The 18,808-nt window shown below is 65.2% G+C and carries 20 protein-coding genes; 15 read left to right on the top strand and 5 right to left on the bottom strand.

All coding sequences use genetic code 11. From position 1 onward, the window contains the following. The first annotated feature begins 45 nt into the window (after positions 1-45). From ACGYLA_RS06985 to ACGYLA_RS06965, 5 genes are read left to right on the top strand one after another with little or no spacing between them, the layout of a single operon-like run. A complete protein-coding gene (locus ACGYLA_RS06985; protein ID WP_394431376.1) occupies positions 46-801 on the top strand; it encodes a FadR/GntR family transcriptional regulator in 756 nt (251 codons plus the stop codon). Beyond that, positions 798-1,583, top strand: coding sequence for an adenine nucleotide alpha hydrolase (locus tag ACGYLA_RS06980; protein WP_394431374.1), 786 nt, complete (start codon positions 798-800; stop codon positions 1,581-1,583). Before ACGYLA_RS06985 ends, ACGYLA_RS06980 begins: the two co-directional genes overlap by 4 nt. Beyond that, positions 1,570-2,271, top strand: a complete 702-nt coding sequence (larB, locus tag ACGYLA_RS06975) for a nickel pincer cofactor biosynthesis protein LarB (RefSeq protein WP_394431372.1) — start codon at positions 1,570-1,572, stop codon at positions 2,269-2,271. The genes ACGYLA_RS06980 and larB overlap by 14 nt, the downstream gene beginning before the upstream one ends. Positions 2,272-2,274: 3 nt before the next feature. Then, entirely contained in the window at positions 2,275-2,991 is a 717-nt protein-coding gene (locus ACGYLA_RS06970) for a FadR/GntR family transcriptional regulator (protein ID WP_209219268.1), read from the top strand. 25 nt (positions 2,992-3,016) lie between these two features. Further along, positions 3,017-3,331 carry an NIPSNAP family protein gene (locus tag ACGYLA_RS06965; protein ID WP_394431370.1) on the top strand — a complete coding sequence of 105 codons (315 nt, stop codon included), beginning with the start codon at positions 3,017-3,019 and terminating at the stop codon, positions 3,329-3,331. Positions 3,332-3,369: 38 nt separating this feature from the next. Here ACGYLA_RS06965 and ACGYLA_RS06960 read toward each other — a convergent pair whose 3' ends face one another. Genes ACGYLA_RS06960 through ACGYLA_RS06950 form a run of 3 tightly spaced genes read right to left on the bottom strand, consistent with a single transcriptional unit; the run spans position 3,370 to position 6,673 of the window. Next, positions 3,370-4,332: a 2-hydroxyacid dehydrogenase gene (locus ACGYLA_RS06960; RefSeq protein ID WP_394431368.1), complete on the bottom strand. Its 963-nt coding sequence runs from the start codon at positions 4,330-4,332 to the stop codon at positions 3,370-3,372. Continuing rightward, positions 4,329-5,870 carry an aldehyde dehydrogenase (NADP(+)) gene (locus ACGYLA_RS06955; RefSeq protein WP_394431366.1) on the bottom strand — a complete coding sequence of 514 codons (1,542 nt, stop codon included), beginning with the start codon at positions 5,868-5,870 and terminating at the stop codon, positions 4,329-4,331. The genes ACGYLA_RS06960 and ACGYLA_RS06955 overlap by 4 nt, the downstream gene beginning before the upstream one ends. Positions 5,871-5,872: 2 nt before the next feature. After that, positions 5,873-6,673 (bottom strand): HpcH/HpaI aldolase/citrate lyase family protein, encoded by an 801-nt coding sequence (locus tag ACGYLA_RS06950; protein ID WP_394431364.1) that lies wholly within the window; start codon positions 6,671-6,673, stop codon positions 5,873-5,875. Positions 6,674-6,790: 117 nt separating this feature from the next. Here ACGYLA_RS06950 and araD point away from each other — a divergent pair, with 117 nt between their 5' ends. From araD to ACGYLA_RS06935, 3 genes are read left to right on the top strand one after another with little or no spacing between them, the layout of a single operon-like run. Further along, positions 6,791-8,533 (top strand): L-arabinonate dehydratase, encoded by a 1,743-nt coding sequence (gene araD, locus ACGYLA_RS06945; protein ID WP_394431362.1) that lies wholly within the window; start codon positions 6,791-6,793, stop codon positions 8,531-8,533. Between the two features lie 12 nt (positions 8,534-8,545). After that, entirely contained in the window at positions 8,546-9,457 is a 912-nt protein-coding gene (locus ACGYLA_RS06940; protein ID WP_073037906.1) for a dihydrodipicolinate synthase family protein, read from the top strand. After that, complete coding sequence (locus ACGYLA_RS06935) at positions 9,454-10,164, top strand: ribonuclease activity regulator RraA (protein ID WP_394431360.1); 711 nt, start codon at positions 9,454-9,456, stop codon at positions 10,162-10,164. Before ACGYLA_RS06940 ends, ACGYLA_RS06935 begins: the two co-directional genes overlap by 4 nt. Position 10,165: 1 nt before the next feature. On the opposite strand, the gene ACGYLA_RS06930 is transcribed toward ACGYLA_RS06935, so the two are convergent. After that, entirely contained in the window at positions 10,166-10,942 is a 777-nt protein-coding gene (locus ACGYLA_RS06930) for a GntR family transcriptional regulator (protein ID WP_084729401.1), read from the bottom strand. Between the two features lie 92 nt (positions 10,943-11,034). On the opposite strand from ACGYLA_RS06930, the gene ACGYLA_RS06925 reads away from it, so the two are divergent. From ACGYLA_RS06925 to ACGYLA_RS06910, 4 genes are all read left to right on the top strand, one after another. Beyond that, positions 11,035-12,582 carry a UxaA family hydrolase gene (locus ACGYLA_RS06925; protein WP_394431358.1) on the top strand — a complete coding sequence of 516 codons (1,548 nt, stop codon included), beginning with the start codon at positions 11,035-11,037 and terminating at the stop codon, positions 12,580-12,582. A 23-nt stretch (positions 12,583-12,605) separates the two neighbouring features. After that, positions 12,606-13,919, top strand: coding sequence for a lactate racemase domain-containing protein (locus ACGYLA_RS06920; protein ID WP_394431356.1), 1,314 nt, complete (start codon positions 12,606-12,608; stop codon positions 13,917-13,919). Further along, positions 13,919-15,100, top strand: a complete 1,182-nt coding sequence (locus tag ACGYLA_RS06915) for a LarC family nickel insertion protein (RefSeq protein ID WP_394431354.1) — start codon at positions 13,919-13,921, stop codon at positions 15,098-15,100. The genes ACGYLA_RS06920 and ACGYLA_RS06915 overlap by 1 nt, the downstream gene beginning before the upstream one ends. A gap of 71 nt (positions 15,101-15,171) precedes the next feature. Continuing rightward, positions 15,172-16,080: a LysR family transcriptional regulator gene (locus tag ACGYLA_RS06910; protein WP_394431352.1), complete on the top strand. Its 909-nt coding sequence runs from the start codon at positions 15,172-15,174 to the stop codon at positions 16,078-16,080. On the opposite strand, the gene ACGYLA_RS06905 is transcribed toward ACGYLA_RS06910, so the two are convergent. Then, positions 16,081-16,806: an SDR family NAD(P)-dependent oxidoreductase gene (locus ACGYLA_RS06905; protein WP_394431350.1), complete on the bottom strand. Its 726-nt coding sequence runs from the start codon at positions 16,804-16,806 to the stop codon at positions 16,081-16,083. Positions 16,807-16,893: 87 nt separating this feature from the next. Here ACGYLA_RS06905 and ACGYLA_RS06900 point away from each other — a divergent pair, with 87 nt between their 5' ends. Genes ACGYLA_RS06900 through ACGYLA_RS06890 form a run of 3 tightly spaced genes read left to right on the top strand, consistent with a single transcriptional unit; the run spans position 16,894 to position 18,806 of the window. Continuing rightward, complete coding sequence (locus ACGYLA_RS06900) at positions 16,894-17,757, top strand: 3-hydroxyacyl-CoA dehydrogenase NAD-binding domain-containing protein (RefSeq protein WP_394431348.1); 864 nt, start codon at positions 16,894-16,896, stop codon at positions 17,755-17,757. A 24-nt stretch (positions 17,758-17,781) separates the two neighbouring features. Continuing rightward, positions 17,782-18,609, top strand: a complete 828-nt coding sequence (locus tag ACGYLA_RS06895) for a 3-keto-5-aminohexanoate cleavage protein (RefSeq protein WP_394431346.1) — start codon at positions 17,782-17,784, stop codon at positions 18,607-18,609. Between the two features lie 38 nt (positions 18,610-18,647). After that, the gene (locus tag ACGYLA_RS06890; RefSeq protein ID WP_394431344.1) at positions 18,648-18,806 is read left to right on the top strand and encodes a peptidase M23; all 159 of its coding nucleotides are present in this window, start codon (positions 18,648-18,650) and stop codon (positions 18,804-18,806) included. Positions 18,807-18,808: the final 2 nt, after the last annotated feature.

Here is an 18,808-nt window from a genome sequence, read left to right as displayed (position 1 = left end):
AGCTTGTCATACAGGTGGTCCAATCGGCGAAAGGAAGTTGTTATTATGGCTGCAAATCTTCAGGCGACCGCGCCCCTCGTCGATGGTGCCACGCTGAGCGATCAAGTGACCGAGGTACTGCGCCACAACGTGGTGAATGGCGTGTGGAACGTGGGCGATGTGCTGCCCTCCGAAACCACACTAGCGAGCGATTTCGACGTGAGCCGCACGGTGATCCGCGAAGCAGTGTCGCGTCTCAAGGCCGAAGGCATGTTGTCGAGCCGTCAGGGCCGGGGGGCTTTCGTCGCCAGCGACAGGCCCCGTCAGGGCTTTGCCATCCCTGAGCGCGATATGGAAAGCCAGCGCAAGCTTGAGCAGATCCTAGAGCTGCGCATGGGGCTTGAAATCGAAGCCGCTGCCATCGCCGCCGCCCGCGCCACCCCCGAGGCCCGCGCCGAGATCGAGCGTGCCGCTGCGACCTATGATGAAAGCAACCAGATCGGCGGTCCTGCGGTCGCGGCGGGGGTCAGTGCCGACCTCGGCTTTCACCGCGCGGTCTGCGAGGCGACGGGCAACAGCTATTATCTCAGTCTGTTTAACTATCTTGTTGCCAGCCTGCGCGAGACGATGCTGGCCGGACGGTTGCAGGCGTTGAAGCGCGGGGGCGAAAGTCGAGATGCGATACAGGAGCACTACGACATCGCCGCCTCTATCGCCGAGGGTGACGCGGAACGCGCCCGCCAGCGGATGCGCGACCACCTCCAGATGTCGAGCGGGCGGCTTTTGGCACAGCTCAAGACCGAGGACGAGCTGGCAGAGTGACCGTTCCTGCCGCCCTCCATGCCGCCCTTGCGCGGCCCAGCTCCCTGACCATCGCGCTCAGCGGGGGGATCGACAGCCTGACGCTCTCGGCTGCCGCGGCCAAGGTGCGCGGCGCGGCGGGCGTGACGCTTTGCCATGCGGTCTCACCCGCCGTTCCGGCGGCGGCGACCGCGCGGGTGAAGGATTTCGCCACCACTTGGGGCCTGCCGCTGAAGCTGGTCGACGCGGGGGAGTTCGCCGATCCCGCCTATCGCGCCAACCCGGTCAATCGCTGTTATTTCTGCAAGTCGAACCTCTATGGCACTTTGGCGCGCATGGGGCCGCTGGTGGCGGCGGGCACCAATACCGATGATCTGTCGGACTACCGTCCCGGCCTGCAAGCGGCGGCGGAGCACGGCGTGTTGCACCCTTTCGTCGAGGCGCAGATGTCCAAGTCGGATGTGCGGACCTTGGCCCGCGCGCTCGGGCTGGGGGAACTGGCGGAACTGCCAGCCGCCCCCTGTTTGGCCAGCCGGATCGAGACCGGTCTGCGGGTGGAGCCTGCGGATCTGGCGGTGATCGACCGGGTAGAGACCCTGCTGCGTGAGGTCATGGGCAATATCACCCTGCGCTGTCGACGCCTGCGCGAGGGCTGGGTGGTCGAGCTTGATGCGCTTGTCTATGAAGACCTCTCCGCCCAGAAACGTGCAGCGATATTGACGCAGGTTCGGCAGGCCACGGATGACGGGCGCGCGGTCGATCTGCGGGCCTATTCAAGAGGAAGTGCATTTGTCCATCACTAAGACCGGCCCCGACGGGCATCCAGACGTGACCTTTGACCGGGGCCGCGGGGGGCGTATCGGCATCGAAGAGGCCGTGCTTTGTGAGCATAAATCCGTGGCGCAGATCGCCGCCATCATCGGCGATGCAGCGGCAGAGGAGCGGCGGCTGTTGCTGACCCGGCTGACGGCAGAGCAGTTTGCCGCCCTGCCCGCCGACGCGGCGCAACGGGTCGATTACTGCACGGCCTCGCGCACCGCCATTTTGGGAGAGATCGGGCCCTTGGCCAGCACCCCGCGCATCGCTCTCGTCAGTGCGGGCACCTCTGATTATGCCCCCATGGCCGAGGCGCGGCGCACGCTGGCCTATGGCGGGATGGCGGCGACCGAGGTTTCGGACGTGGGCGTCGCCGGGCTGTGGCGTCTGCTCGCGCGGGAAGAGTTGCTGCGCGATATGGATGTGGTGATCGTCTTTGCCGGGATGGACGCGGCGCTGCCCTCGGTCGTGGCCGGGCTGGTGCCGGGGGTGGTCATTGGTGTGCCGACCTCGGTGGGCTATGGTGTCGCCCGCGGCGGGAGGGTCGCGCTCGATTCGATACTCGCCAGCTGCGCGCCGGGGGTGACGGTGGTGAACATCGACAACGGCTATGGGGCTGCAACATCGGCGTTGCGGTTGGCCAATATGATGCGCCGCGCCGCGGCGGGAGGGTAGCCGGTGACAGCACCGAAATTGAAGATCAAGAAGCGCCAGACTTTGGCCGACCAGCTCTACGGGCAGGTCCTTGAGCAGATCGTGTCGAACAAGCTGGTGCAGGGGGAAAAGCTGCCGTCGGAGAACCAGATCGCCACCGCCTTTGGCGTGTCGCGCCCCGTGGTGCGTGAGGCGTTGCGCAAGCTGCAAGAGGACGGTCTGGTCGAAGCGCGGCGCGGCGTGGGCACTTTCGTGCGGCGGCGGCCTTCGGAAAAGTTGATCGAATATGCCACGGCGGGATCCGTCGCCGGGCTGATGCGCGCGATGGAGGCGCGGATCACGATCGAAAAGGCCACCGCCCGCATGGCCGCGCAGCGTGCCAGCCCCAAAGACATCGCCAGGATCGAGGCAGCCTTGCAGACGCTGGAGGCATCGATGCAGGCGCGCGATCCGTCCTTTGATGCCGACTACCAATTCCACCGCGCCATCGCGGCGGCTTCGGGCAATGAGGTCTTCGTGCAGATGCTCGACTGCGCCCGCGGTTCGATCGAACAGGGGATCGACGTGGCGCAAAAGCTGACCCGCCAAGGATCTCAGGCGCGGATCGACGTGGTGATCAGCGAACATCGGGAAATTCTCGAAGCGATCCGCGCGGGCGACAGCGAAGTCGCGGGCGTGTCGATGGCCTATCACCTTTTGCAGGCGCGGGCCCGGATCACCGACCACGCCGGTATCGCATGACCCAAGCAAGCAGAAAGACCACCCCATGATCTACGACCACCGCACCTATTGCTGCCGCCCCGGCACGATCAAGAAACACCTCGCGCTTTATGCCGAATTCGGCTTTCCGGCGCAGCGCCGCATCCTGGGCGAGCCGGTGATCTATGCGCAGGTCGAGACGGGGGACGTGAATTCCTTCGTGCATATCTGGGCCTATAAGGACGTCGCCGACCGTGCCGCCCGTCGGGCGCAGATGGCGGCGGATCCTGAGTGGCAGGCCTATCTCAAGAAAAGCGCCGAGGCGGGGTATTTGGTGAGCCAGACCAATAAGATCCTGATGCCCGTGCCGCTAGAGGGTTAAGCCGCGCCCCGGCCTGAGAGGTCAGGCCGGGGCAGCCTTCAGGTCACGAGGCAGGCCTCGTCGATGCCGCGCCCTTCGTGGAAGGCGCGGATGTTGCCCGCCCAATGGCCGACCATGCGCTTGAGGTTGTCCTCACTATGGCCGCCGATATGCGGCAGCGGCAGAACATTATCGAGACGCAGCAGCGGGTTGTCCGGCTCCACCGGTTCTTGGGTAAAGACATCCAATGCCGCCCCGGCGATGCGCTTGTGGGTCAACGTGTCGATCAGGGCCGCCTCGTCGATCAGCCCGCCGCGCCCGGTGTTCACCAAAAGCGCATCCGATTTCATCCGCGCCAGTTCATCCGCCCCGATGGTGTGGTGTGACGCATCGGTCAGCGGCATATGCAGGCTGACGATATCGCAGGTCTCAAGGATCTCATCGCGTTCGGCATAGCGTGCGCTGGTGCCTTCAGCTTCCCCCGAGCGGCGGTAGTAGAGCACCTCGCAGTCAAAGCCCGTCAGCCGTTTCGCGACAAGCTGCCCGATGGCGCCAAAGCCGATCAGCCCGACCTTCTGACTGCTGAGATCCCGCGCCCCGGGGACGATCTCGGGCACGATCCATTTGCCCGCGCGGGTGTTGTTGTAATGCAGCGGGATGCGGCGCAGCGCGGCGATCATCATGCCGATGGTCAGATCGGCGATGGTGGGCGCGTTGACCCCGGGGCTGCGCGCGACCGGCACACCCATCTCGCGCGCGACATCCAAGGGGATTTTGTCATACCCGGTGCCCCATTGATGCACGAGGCGCACGCTATCTGCCCCCCGCAAGACCTCGGCCGGAAGCCCCCGCCCGCGTGGGACGATATAGGCCGCCCCCTTTACCGCTTCGGCAAAGTCCGCTTCCGAGAAGGAGGCCGCAAAGCGCAGGTCGAGCCCTTCGGCATAGCCGCGCACCTTGTCTTGCATGTCCTGCGGCATCGCGTCGAGCACGGCGACGGGGCCGATCAACCCGCCGCTCATGCCGAAGCCCCGCGCAGGTCTTCGGGCAATAGCGCCTCGGGCAGGTTTTGGTAGGACACGGGTCGCAGGAAGCGGCGGATCGCCATGGTGCCGACGGAAGTCGCGCCGAAGTTGGTGGAGGCCGGGTAGGGGCCGCCATGCACCATGGCGTCACAAACCTCGACCCCGGTGGGGAAACCGTTCACCAGCACCCGGCCCGCCTTGCGCTCAAGGATGGGCATCAGCGCCTTGGCGGCGTCGGTGTCGCCTTCGTCCATCTGGACCGTCGCGGTCAATTGCCCCTCGAACCCTTTGGCAAGCTCTTGCATCTCATCGCCCGAGGACACCCGCAGCACCAGACCCAAGGGGCCGAAAACCTCTTCCCCAAGGGCGTGGTCTTGCAGGTAGGTATCGGCGTCGGTTTCAAACAGGTTCGGCTGGGCGGCGCGGCCTTCGCTGTCGTTGCTGACCAGCGCGCGGACGGCATTACGCCCGGTGAAGCGTTCCTTGCCGTCGCGGTAGGCTTGGGCGATGCCATCGGTCAGCATGACCTGCGGGCCGACCAGCTCAAGCGCCTCTTTCGCGGCGGCGACGAATGCGTCGCCTTCGGCCCCTTTGGCCACGACCGCGATGCCGGGGTTGGTGCAGAACTGCCCCGCGCCCATGGTCAGCGAGCCGGCCCAGCCTGCGCCGATTTCTGCGCCGCGGTTTCGGGTGGCCTCGGCCAGAACGAACATAGGGTTCACCGACCCCAATTCGCCAAAGAAAGGGATTGGTTCGGGGCGTTGAGCGCAGAGATCGAACAGCGCGCGGCCCCCACCGAGGGAGCCTGTGAATCCGACGGCCTTGATCAGCGGGTGCTGTACCAGTGTTTGGCCCACTTCGCGGCTGTTGGCATGGATTAGGGAAAAGACACCGGGGTGGACGCCGCATTTCTGGATCGCGGCATGGATCGCTTCGGCGACGATCTCACCGGTGCCGGGGTGGGCAGAGTGGCCCTTGACCACGACCGGGCAGCCCGCCGCGAGCGCCGCGGCGGTGTCGCCGCCCGCGGTGGAGAAGGCCAGCGGGAAGTTCGACGCGCCGAAGACCGCGACCGGCCCGATGGGGCGCTGGATCATGCGGATATCCGGACGCGGCATCGGCTGGCGTTCGGGCAGGGCGCCGTCGACGCGCCGGTCCAGATGCGCGCCTTTGCGGATGTGATCTGCAAAGAGGCGAAGCTGCCCGGTTGTCCGCCCACGCTCGCCCTGAAGGCGGGCTTCGGGCAGGCCGGATTCGCGGGTGCCGATTTCGGTAATGATCTCGGCGCGGGCCTCCATCTCATCCGCGATGGTGTCGAGGAAGGCGGCGCGGGTCTCGCGGTTGGCATAGGCGTAGGACCAAAAGGCCTCCTCCGCCGCTTGGCAGGCACGGTCGACATGGGCCGGGGTGCCGCTTTGGAATTGGTCGCTTTCGCCGGTGGCGGGGGAATTGGCGAAGGTCTCTCCGCCGCCGACCCATTCGCCGGCGATCAGATGCTTGCCGTGGGGGTGAAATCTCTTGCTGTCCGCGGTCATGATCAATCCTTATGGGTTTGCTGTGTCAATGTGGGGGAGGGCTGCGCCATGGTCTGCACCAGCGCATCCATCTGCCGCGTGAGCAGCCAAGCGTCGCCCGCGATGGCGACGAATTCGATACCCTCATCAAAGTACCGTTGCGCAAGATCGGCACCATAGCCGAGGATGCCCGCAGGCAGCCCGGCGGCATGGATGGCCTCGACCGCCTCGCGGATCTTCTCTTGAACATCGGGGTGCATCGGGTTGCCGGTATGGCCCATCGCGGAGGAGAGATCCCCCGGCCCGATAAAGATCGCATCGACCCCCGGCACGCCGGCAATGGCGGGGATTTCGGCCACCGCTTCGGGGGTTTCGACCTGCACGATCACGCATTGCGCCTCTGCATAGGTGCTGAGGTAATCGGTTTGCCGCGCGTAATCATTGGCGCGGATCGTGGCCGAGATGCCGCGCAGCCCTTCGGGCGGGTAGCGAGTCCATGATACGGCTTGGCGGGCGGCCTCGGCGGTTTGGATCATCGGGAACATCAGGTTGCGCACGCCGATATCCAGCAGCCGTTTGGTCATCGTCTGATCGGAAGAGGGCATCCGCACGATCATCTGCGCATCGGGATTGGCACCGCCTGCCGCGCGCAGATGGTCGGTAATTTGGCTCAGGTCGTTCGGCGCATGTTCCATATCCAACAACAGCCAGTCGATGCCGCTGCCCGCCGCGATCTCGGTCACCGTAGGAGAGCAGAGCGAGAGCCAAAAGCCCGACAGGCGGCTGCCGGGGCGGAGCGTTTGTTTCAGTGGTTTTCCCGACATTTTCGCGGCTCCTCCCTCAAATGGTATCGACAATTGGGGTGATACGGTAATATATCAGTTCGAGCAAGATGTGTTTTCCAACCTTTTTGTGATGATGTTTTAGCAGGCGAGGAATCCATGACCGAGACCAAGAAAACCGCCGATCAGCTGCGCAGCGCGCGCTGGTTCGCCCCCGACGATCTGCGCAGCTTTGGCCATCGGTCGCGCATGATGCAGATGGGTCTGGGCCCCGAGGATTGGGAGGGCCGCCCGGTGATCGGCATCCTGAACACTTGGTCCGAGATGAACCCCTGCCACCTTCATTTCCGCGACCGCGCGGAGGACGTGAAGAAGGGAATCGCGCAGGCCGGCGGGCTGGGGCTGGAGATTCCGACGATCTCGATCGACGAGAGCTTCACCAAGCCGACTTCGATGCTCTACCGCAATATGATCGCGATGGAGACCGAAGAGACGATCCGCTCGCACCCGCTTGACGGTGTGGTGCTCATGGGCGGCTGTGACAAATCCACGCCCGGTCTGACCATGGGGGCGATCAGCGCAGGCGTGCCGTTCATCTTCTTGCCCGCGGGGCCGATGCTGCGGGGCAATTACGCGGGCCGGGCGCTTGGCTCTGGCTCGGACGCCTGGAAGTTCTGGGACGAACGCCGCGCGGGCACGATCTCGGCTGAGGAATGGGTCGGCGTCGAAGGCGGCATTGCGCGGTCCTACGGGCATTGCATGACGATGGGCACCGCCTCCACCATGACGGCGATTGCCGAGGCGATGGGGCTGACCCTGCCGGGGGCGACCTCGATCCCCGCTGCGGATGCGGGGCACAAACGGATGAGCGCCTCTTGCGGGCGGCGCATTGTCGATATGGTTTGGGAAGACCTGACGCCGGACAAGATCATCACCCCCGCCGCCGTGCAAAACGCGGCGACGGTGGCGATGGCGACGGGCTGTTCGACCAATGCGGTGGTGCATCTCTTGGCCATGGCGCGCCGGGCCGGGGTGGCGCTGGAGTTGAGCGATCTCGACGCTCTGGGCCGCATCACGCCGCTGATCGCCAATATCCGCCCCTTGGGTAGCAGCGAATATCTGATGGAGGATTTCTATTTCGCGGGCGGGCTGCGGGCGCTGATGGACCAGTTGGGCGACAAGCTTGACCGGTCGGCCATCACCTGCACCGGCAAACCGCTGGGGGCGGGGATCGCGAATGCGCCTGTCTATAATGACGACGTGATCCGGCCCCTGTCGAACCCGGTCTATAAAGAAGGCTCGCTTGCCGTGCTCAAAGGCAACCTTTGCCCCAATGGCGCGGTGATCAAACCGGCGGCCTGCGATCCGAAGTTCCACCATCACGAAGGCCCGGCGCTGGTCTTTGACAGCTACCCCGAGATGAAGGCCGCCATCGACGACGAGAACCTCGACGTCACGCCCGACCATGTGCTGGTGCTGCGCAACGCAGGACCGCAGGGCGGGCCGGGGATGCCGGAATGGGGGATGCTGCCGATGCCCAAGGCGCTTCTGAAACAGGGGCACCGCGACATGCTGCGGATCTCGGATGCGCGGATGTCGGGCACCTCTTACGGCGCTTGCATCCTGCATGTCGCGCCGGAGTCTTTCGTGGGCGGGCCGCTGGCGCTGCTGAAGACGGGGGACATGGTGCGCATGGATCTTGAGGCGCGCACCCTCGACATGCTGGTGGATGAGGACGAACTCGCCGCCCGCCGCGCTGCGTGGAAAGCGCCCGAGCCGCGGTTCGAGCGGGGTTGGGGCTATATGTTCCAGCGCCATGTGGGGCAGGCCGATCAGGGCTGCGACTTCGACTACCTCACCGCGGCCTTCGGCCAAGCGGCGGGCGAGCCGGATATCTTCTGAGAGGGGCTGGCAATGACACATGATCTATCGAAAGCGCTTACCGGCATCTCGGGCATTCTCGTGACGCCCTATGACGCGGGCGGAGAGATCGCGCCGCGCAAGCTGGCGCCGATCATTGACCGCGCGCTTGCCGCCGGGGTGCATATCCCGGTGGTGAACGGCAATACCGGCGAATATTACGCGCTGACCAATGATGAGGCCTGCACCATGGTGCGCGAGGTGGCGCAGATGGTCGATGGCCGCGCGCCGCTGCTTGCGGGGGTCGGGCGCGGCATTCGCGATGCCTGTGCGCTGGCCAAGGCAAGCGCCGAGGCGGGGGCGGATGCGCTGATGATCCACCAACCGCCCGATCCCTTCGTCTCCCCCCGCGGTACGGTCGATTATGTGCGCGCGGTGCGGGATGCCTCGGGCGGGCTGCCGGTGATGCTGTACCTGCGCAATGACGCGATGGGGCCCGAGGGCATCGCGCGGCTGTGCGAGGTCGACGGGGTGAAGGGCGTCAAATGGGCCACGCCGAACCCCTTGAACCTTGCCCGCGCGATCGAAGCGGCGCCGAAAGACATCGTCTGGGTCGGCGGTCTGGCCGAGGTCTGGGCGCCGCCGCTCTATGCCGTGGGGGCGCGGGGCTTCACCTCGGGCCTAATCAACGTCTGGCCCGAGCGCTCGGTCGCCATCCACGCGGCACTCGACGCAGGCGACTACGGCGAAGCGAACCGCCTCATCGCCGGGATGCGCGCCTTTGAGGACATCCGCGCGGAAGAGCATAACGGCACCAATGTCACCGGCGTCAAAGCGGCTCTCATGGCCATCGGACAGGATTGCGGCCCCACGCGCCCGCCTTCCGCATGGCCGCTGACGGAACAGCAGCAGGCGGTGCTGGATCAATTCGTGAAAGACAATCAACTGAAGGGAGAGGCGGCATGAGCCCCGAACTACGCGAGAAACTCCAAGCGGTCTCGGTCGCGACTTTGGCGACGGCGCTGTACAAGCGCGGGCTGCGCAATCAGGTGGTACAGGGCGTCGGCCCGGTTACCGCCAAGGGGCGCAACATGGTCGGCCCCGCCTTTACCCTGCGCTATATGCCCGCCCGCGAAGACCGCAACCAACTGGTCGAATTCCGCAATCCCGAGCATCCGCAGCGCGTCGCGATCGAGACCTGCCCCGAGGGCCATGTGCTGGTGATGGACAGCCGCAAGGATGCTCGGGCCGCCAGTGCCGGTGACATCCTGATCACACGGCTGATGATGCGCGGCGCGGCGGGTGTGGTGACCGACGGGGGCCTGCGCGATGCGGCGACCATCGGCGCGCTTGAGATCCCCGCCTATCACGCGCGCCCCTCCAGCCCCACGAACCTGACGCTGCATGAGGCGATTGAAATCAACTGCCCCGTGGGCTGCGGCGATGCCCCGGTCTTTCCCGGTGATATCGTGGTGGGCGACGACGACTGCGTGATCATCATCCCCGCGGATATCGCCGAAGAGGTGGCCGAAGAGGCCGTCGAGATGACCGCCTATGAGGATTTCGTGGTGGAGCAGGTCAAGGATGGCGCCGGGATCATCGGGCTCTACCCCGGCACCAAGCAAGAGAACCTTGATAAGTTCGCCGCGTGGCGCAAGGCCAACAACCGCTGAGTTAGGGCTTTTCCGGGGTGAAATACTCCGGGAAAGCCGCCCGTTTCTCGGTCATCCGGTCGACAGTGCGTTGTAGGTGCTGGCGCAGCGCCTCCATCGCCGCGGGCGCATCGCCCGCTTCGATCCCGTCGAGGATGCGGCTGTGGCCGCCGATCACGTCCTTGTTGTTCAGAATGCGTCCCGCCTCGTCAATGTCGTCCAGATGCAGGCGGCGCAGGCGTTCCAAATGGCCCGCATGGCTGCGCATGATGCGCTGGCTCTGCACATGACCCGCCGCCACGAAGAGGGTCTGGTGAAACACCTCGTCCAACTCCTGAAAAGTCGGCACATCGCCGGGTTGGTCCGAGATGCTGCTTTGCAAGGCGACGATGCTGCGCAGTCGGGTGAGGGCTTCGGGCGCGATCTCATCGGCCAAACGGCGCACGACTTCGGTCTCAAGCGCGATGCGCATGAACTGCGCCTCGCGGATTGCCGACATGTCGATCGGTGTGACAAGCGTGCGCGATTGCGGGTAGATCTTGACCAGCCCTTCTTTGGCCAGCTGTTGCAGCGCATCGCGCAGCGGCGTCAGGCTGACGCCATGGGTCTCGGCCAGTTCGGCACGCAACAGCGGTGTGCCGGGCGGCAGGTCGAGCCTTACGATCTGATCGCGCAGCGTGGCGTAAACCCCGCGCCCCGTCGGCCCGCCCTCAAACAGACCCAAGTCGGCCCCACCGCCAAGGATGCTTTTGGCAAGGGTCTGTGCGCTCTGCGCGGCGGGTTTCTTCGATGCGGTCATGCGGGCTCTTCCATAGCTGTTAAATCTAATATATCAGTTAATGACATCTTACCGAAGCGGTTTTTTCGACACCCGAGGGAGGGGAGCATCCGATGGACAGCCAGACCATGCAAGAGGACAGACGCGCAAAGGTGATGCTGCTGTCACCGACGGATAACGTGGTCGTGGCAACCGCGGCGGTTCCCCGTGGCGCGGTATTGCCGCAAGACGGGCTGCGTGCCAACCATGATACGCCCCAAGGTCACAAGATCGCGATCCGCCCGATCCAACGCGGCGCACCGATCCTGAAATTCGACACGGTGATCGGCTATGCCGCAGAAGAGATCGCCGCAGGCGATTGGCTGCACAGCCATAACATCAAGTTCGACGCGGTTGACAAAGACTATGCCTTTGCCCGCGATTATACCCCGACCAAGCTGCTGCCACCGCAAGAGCGCGCGCAGTTCATGGGCATCCGCCGCGCCAATGGCCGGGTGGGCACGCGCAACTACATCGGGCTTTTCGTCACCGTGAATTGCTCGGCCACCGTGGCGCGCAAGATCGCCAATTACTTCGACGAAGAGCGGATGGAGGCATGGGAGAATGTCGACGGGGTGATCCCCTTCATCCACGAATCCGGCTGCGGAATGGAGCTTACGGGCGAGCCGATGGACCTGCTGCGCCGCACGCTCTCGGGCTATATCCGCCACCCCAATCTGGCCGGTGCCGTGGTCCTGTCGCTGGGTTGTGAGCGCAACAACCTCGCCCAGTTCTTTGAAGAGGAGGGGTTGGCCGAGGGCAAGATGCTGCGCTGCGTCACCATGCAACATGTCGGCGGCACGGCCCGCGCGATTGCCGAAGGCAAAGAAGCGGTGCGCGAAATGCTGGATCAGGCCAATGCCGTCCGGCGTGTGCCCTGTTCGGCGGAACATATCACCATCGGGATGCAATGCGGCGGGTCGGACGGGCTTTCGGGGCTTTCGGCCAACCCCGGTCTGGGGGCGGCGGCGGATATCCTCGTGCGCAACGGCGGCACGGCGATCCTTTCGGAAACGCCCGAGATCTTTGGCGTCGAACACCTGCTGACCCGGCGCGCCTGCAGTGAAGCGGTGGGGCGCAAGCTGGTCGAACGCATGGATTGGTGGCTGGACTATACCAAGGGCCGCGACACGCAGATCAACGGCGTGGTCAGCCCCGGCAATCAGGCCGGCGGGCTGGCAAATGTGCTGGAAAAATCGCTCGGCGGGGCCAAGAAAAGCGGCAGCACGGGGCTGATGGAGGTCTACCGCTATGCCGAACCCGTGACGCAAAAGGGGCTGGTCTTCATGGATACGCCGGGCTTCGATCCCGTCTCTGCCACCGGGCAGATCGCGGGGGGGGCGAACCTGATTTGTTTCACCACCGGGCGCGGGTCTTGCTTTGGCTCCTATCCCTCGCCAACGATCAAACTGGCCTCCAACACGCCGATGTTCACCAAGATGCAGGACGACATGGACATCAACTGCGGCAGCGTGATTGACGGCGAATTGAGCCTAGAGGAATTGGGCCAAGCGATCTTTGAACGCATCGTCGCCATAGCGTCGGGGGAGCAGAGCAAATCCGAAGCGCTCGGCGTGGGCGAAGAGGAATTCGCGCCTTGGCCGATCGGGGTCACGGGGTAAAGATGTCAGACGGGAGAGCGCAGATGAAACCGAACTATGTGAAACTGGTCGAGGATACGCCGCTGCCGCGCATGGCGCTTTGCCGTCAGACCTTTGCCGCGGCCCAAATCGACGACCCGCGCGCCGCCGTGGCAGAGGCGATGCAGGCCGATTGCGCGGGCAAGATCAAACCGGGCATGTCCATCGCCATCACCGCGGGCAGCCGCGGGCTGGCGAACCTGCCGGAACTGCTGGCCGCCATCGTGGCCGAGGTCCGCGCACGCGGGGCGCACCCCTTTGTCGTGCCCGCCATGGGCAGCCACGGCGGCGCCACCGCAGAGGGGCAGACCGCGCTGCTGGCGAAACTGGGCGTGACCGAAGAGAGCCTCGGTTGCGAAATCCGCTCTTCGATGGAAACCGATGAGATCGGCGTGCTCGACAACGGCATGTCGGTGCGGATGGACCGCCACGCCAATGCCGCCGATGGGATCATCCTGTTCAACCGGATCAAGCCGCATACCTCTTTCCGCGCGCCAAACGAAAGCGGGCTGGCCAAAATGCTCTCGATCGGGTTGGGCAAGCAATCGGGGGCCGAAACCTGCCATTCCCGTGGCATCGATAACGTCGGCATCTTCGTGGCCAAAATGGCGCGGATGAAGCTGGCGCGCTGCAAGGTGCTGTTTGGCATCGGCACGATTGAGAATGCCTATGACGGGCTGGCGCAGGTCGTGGCGCTTGACAGCGACGGGATGCTGGAGGCCGAAGCGCCCTATCTGCAAGAGGCGATGCGCAACATGCCCCGCCTGCCGCTGGGGCCGCTGGACGCGCCTTCGGCCACGGGCGATCTGGACGTGCTGGTGGTGGATGAGATCGGCAAAGAGTTCTCAGGCACCGGGATGGACCCCAATATCACCCATCGGTTTTCGAGCGAGAAGATGCAGGTCCATCTGCATATCTCGCGGTTGGTGGCGCTTGGCCTGTCGCCGCGCAGCAATGGCAACGGCAATGGCGCGGCGCGGGCGGATGTGATCACGCAGCGGTTGGAGCAGGACTTCGACCGCGAGGCGGTCTATGCCAATGCCATCACCTCGCAGGTGTTGAAACAGTCGAAAATCCCGATGGTCATGCCCTGCGACCGCACCGCGATCCAGACAGCGGTCAAGACCTGTGGGGCCGAGGATATCACCAAGGTCCGGCTGCTGCGCATTCCCAACACGCTGAAGCTCGAGTATCTCTATGCCTCCGAGGCGATGCTGCCGGACCTGCGCGACCGTCCGGGGCTGGAGGTGATCGGTGACCTGCATGAGATGCAGTTCGACGGCGGCCTGCTGCGCAACCCTTGGCCGGAGGGACATTGATGCAGGGGCAGGGGCTTCACTTACACCTCGACCCCGTTGGCGGGGCGGCGGGGGATATGTTCATCGCCGCAATGTTGCATGCCTTCTCCGATCTGGCCGAGCGCGCCTTGGCCGATGTCGCCGCCGTGCTCCCCGCTGAGGTGGGATATGCAGAACTGAGCGAACATGTCGCCTCGGGCATCACGTCGCGACGGTTTGAGCTGGTGCTGACAGCGCCCGACGCCGGCAGGCGGCACGGCGCCGAGACGACCTATCGCGCCATGCGCAACTTGCTAGAGAACGCAGCGCTGTCGGAGGGCACGGCGGAGGCCGCCTGCGCCATCCTTCACCGGATTGCGGAGGCTGAAGCGCAGGTGCATGACATCCCCATCGATCGGGTGCATTTCCACGAGATCGCGGATTGGGACGCGCTGATGGATGTGACCGCCGCAGGCAGCATCTGCGCCGCGCTGGCGGGGGCGACTGTCTCGCTCGCGCCGCTGCCCCTCGGCGGCGGGCTGGTCGAGACGGCGCATGGCAAACTGCCGGTGCCCGCGCCCGCCACGGCGCTGATCTTGCAGGGTTACGATTGGCATGACGACGGCGTGCCGGGCGAGCGGGTGACGCCCACGGGGGCCGCGATCCTTGCCCATCTCACCGGCGGCAGCCCCATCGCCAGCCGTCCACCGGGGCGGCTGCGCTGTACTGGCTCAGGCGCGGGGATGCGGGTGATGAAAGGCCTGCCGAACATCCTGCGCGTGAGCGTCTTCGACACCGCCACGGCGGGCATCGCGCAGGACAGTCTCGTGCAATTCGCCTGCGATATCGACGACATGACGGGCGAAGAATTGGGCGCGGCGGTGGATCGGTTGCGCGAGATGGAGGGCGTGGTCGATCTCATGATGTTCAGCGGGCAGGGCAAGAAATCCCGCCCCGTCGCGCGGCTTGAGTTGTTGGTGCAACCGCAAGAGGCTGACGCGGTCGCCGCGCGGGTCTTCGATCTGACCTCGACCCTCGGCCTCCGCCGCACTTTGGTCGACCGGCTGATCCTGCCACGGGAAAGCGATGACAGCGGCCCGCTTCGGCGCAAGCGCGCACGGCGCCCCGGTGGGCATGAGACGGTTAAGGTCGAAAGCGACGATCTGGCCGAGGCCGAGACCCTGCACGCCCGCCGCAGCCGCGCCCGCGCGGCGGAGGGGTAGGGGCCAGTGATCTAACTTGCTTATCACCGGCCCGCGTGTGAAAACCCTCTGACGTCAGTTCAGGGGGCCGCATGGAAACGCCACTCACCGCCACGTTGCGCCAGTATGAGGTCTTCGTCGCCATCGCGGAAACGCTGCATTTCGGTCAAGCGGCGGCGGCGCTCGGCGTGGCGCAGCCGGCGCTGACACAGCAGCTCAAACATCTCGAAACCGCCTTTGGCGGTGAGCTTCTCTTTGACCGCAACCGCCGCAGGGTGATGCTGACCGACTTCGGCAAGTCGCTCCTGCCCGAGGCCCGCGCGCTGCTGCAACAGGCCCGGCGGGTCGAGGCATTGGCCGAATCGGCGCGCAACGGTCAGCGCGGGCGCATCGAATTGGCCTATGTCGGCTCGGCCTCCTACGCGGGGATCCTCGGGCGGCTCCTGCGCGAATTGCGCGCGGGCGCGGCGGAGGTGGAGCTGATCCTGCGCGAGTTGGACATGGACCTGCAAATCGCCGAGATCGTGGCGGGCAGGCTCGACGCGGGTTTCGTGCGGCTGCCGCTTTCCGGCGTGCCAGAGGATTTGGCCACCCGCGCGGTTCATACCGAGGATATCTTGCTGGCCGTGCCGCCCGATCACCGCCTTGCCGAGGTGCCTTCCGTTGCCATGGCGGCGCTGCGCGAGGAGAGTTTCATCTTCAGCCACCTTGGCCCCGACATGGGCTTTGCCGCCTGTGCCTATCAACTCTGCGCCGATGCCGGTTTCGCCCCCCGCGTGGCCCATCGCGCGCCGCAGTTCACCGCCATCGTGAATTTCGTCTCTGCGGGTCTCGGGGTGGCTTTCGTCCCCGCCTCTGCCGCGCGGATGAAGGATGCGGGCGTGTCCTTCCTGCCGATCCGCGACGCCAAGGTGCAAAGCCGGATCGGGCTGGCCTATCTGCGCGATGCGCGCAATCCGGTCCTGCGCAGGTTGCTTGCGGCCCTAGAGCCCGAGGGCTGATTACCCGACCGCCGTGCCGCCACAGACAAAGACCGTCTGCCCGGTGACAAAGCCGCTGCGCGGATCGGCAAAGAAGGACACCGCCTGCGCCACATCCGCAGGTGTTCCCATCCGGCCCATCGGCACCGCATCGACAATGGCGCGGGTTTCCGGCGCGTCTTCGGGGTTGTTCTCCCAAAAAGCCGTGGTGGCGATGGGGCCGGGGGCGACACAGTTCACAGTGATCCCGTCGCGCGCCAGTTCCAGCGCCCAAGTCCGTGCCATCGACTGGATCGCGCCCTTGCTCGCGGAATAGAGCGTGCGGTCGATCTTGCCCTTGGTCACGCGGCTGGTGTTCATCACGATCCGCCCAGCCCCCGCCGCGCGCATCCCCGGCACGACCAGTTTCGCGGCCAGAATGCTGGGGCGCAGGTTCAGATGCATGATGGGATCGAAATCGTCGAGGGCGACAGCGTCGAAAGATGCGGGTTTCACGATGCCGACGTTATTGACCAGACAGGTGACCGGCCCCTGCGCGAGGATGTGTTGGAGGGCAGCCGTGGTCGCCGCGATGTCCGTCAGATCCACCCGCTGCGCATCCGCCCGATGCGCGGGGTCTTCGGGCTCTTCGATATCGAGGATAAAGACACGCCAGCCGTCCTCACGCAGCCTGCGCGCGATGCCGAGGCCGATGTTGCGCGCCCCGCCGGTGACGAGCGCATGGCGCGGAGAGGGGTCTTGGGTCACGGGGCGGCATCCTTTTTCCTATTCGCTGTTTACTTATCACTACGCACTGGTGATAAGTAAATAACTGATATCCGGGAGGGGGATCATATGGCCAAAGGCATCATAATCGTGGGGACAGGCACGATGGGCCAATCCATCGGCAGGCTCTTTGGCCAGCACGGCTGGAGGGTCCAAGCGGTCGACCCGACCGAGGCCGCGCGGAAGGCATTTTTGGCCACGGTGCCGGGGTCGTCCGCCTGCGCTGCCTTGGAGGAGGCAGGGCAGGCCGATGTTGCATTGGAATGCGTGCCGGAAGACCTCGCGCTGAAACGCCGTGTGCTCGCAGCCTTGGAGGTGGCCGTGCCGGAGGGCGCGCCGATCTTGTCCAACACCTCTGGCCTGAGGTTGGAAGAGATGACGACGGATATGGCTCGGCCCGAACGCGCCGTGATCACGCATTTCTTCAACCCCGGCGATGTGATCCCCGCCGTCGAAGTCGTCGCAGCTGAAGACGCGCCCGAAGGGCTTTGCGCCGATGTCATCACCCTGCTGCGCGAGTTGGAGCGGCGGCCCGTGCGGCTGGATCACGCGCCGCCCGGTTTCGTGGCCAATCGCATTCAGCATGCCATCATGCGCGAATGCCTGCATTTGGTGGACCAAGGGGTCGCCAGCCCGGCGGAGATCGACGAGATCGTGCAATGGTCCGTCGGCGTGCGCATGGCGCTTTCCGGCCCGTTCCGCCAGCGCGATCTGAACGGGCTGGGCACCCATCTGAGCATCGCCGAATACCTCTACCCAGACCTTTGCGACCGGCATGACCCTTCGCCCAGTCTCACCGCATTGGTCGAGCGGGGGCATCTTGGCAAGCGCAGCGGTAAGGGGTTCTACGACTGGCCGGAGCGGGAGAGCTCAGACCCGGCGGAGGAAGCCCTCCGCCGTGTCATCGCCCTTGCCCGCGACAGCGCCGATTGATTTTCCAGAAAGCCGAGGACACTCATGACCGATACTCCTGCCATCATCTGCGTGGCCATCACCGGATCGCTGCCAACCAAGGCCGACAACCCGGCGGTGCCGATCGACATTAGCGAACAGATCGAAAGCACCCATGCCGCGTTCGAGGCCGGGGCGACGATCTGCCATGCCCATGTGCGCACCGCCGATGGCACCCCCACGGCGGACCCCGACCGTTTTGCGCGGTTGCAAGAGGGGCTGCGGGAACATTGCCCCGGCATGATCGTGCAATTCTCGACCGGTGGGCGTTCGGGCGCGGGCAAGAACCGCGGCGGGATGCTGCCGCTGAGGCCCGATATGGCCTCGCTTTCGGTGGGGTCGAACAACTTTCCCAACCGCGTCTATGAGAACCCGCCCGAGCTTGTCGACTGGCTGGCGGAAGAGATGATGACCTATAGCGTGCTGCCCGAGATCGAAGTCTTTGACCTCAGCCACATCCTACAGGCCAAGGCGATGGCGAAGGCGGGCAAGATCCCGGCCCGGCCCTATATCCAATTCGTCATGGGCGTGAAAAACGCCATGCCAGCGGATCGGGAGGTTTTTGATTTCTATATCAAAACCGTCAAACGGCTCTTCGGCGATATCCCGTGGTGCGCCGCCGGGATCGGGCGGCATCAGGCCGAGTTGAACGCATGGTGCGCCGCCGCGGGGGGCCATCTGCGGACGGGGCTGGAGGACAACATCCGGCTGGACAAACAGACCCTCGCCCCCTCCAATGCCGCCCTCGTGACCCGCGCGGCGGAGATCTGCGCAGAGGCCTGTCGCCCTGTCGCCACCGCGCAGCAGGCGCGTGAGATTCTGGGGCTGGCCTGAGGCCGCCCGGTCCACCCTGATAGATCAAGGAGATCGAGATGAAGAAACTGACATTCGCCCTCGCCACCTTTGCCGCACCGTTGGCAGCGCATGAGGGCGCGCATGTGCATCCCCATGGCAACGATCCCTTCTGGGCGGTGGCGGTGCTGTCGCTGGCAATCGTGATCTTTGCCGCAGCGGTGCTGCGCCGCAAGTAAGG

This window comes from Sulfitobacter sp. 1A13679 (genome assembly GCF_043557115.1).
Lineage (GTDB): Bacteria > Pseudomonadota > Alphaproteobacteria > Rhodobacterales > Rhodobacteraceae > Sulfitobacter > Sulfitobacter faviae.
The sequence above is the reverse complement of the archived record's forward strand: the minus strand, read 5'-3'. Positions and strand labels throughout refer to the sequence as shown.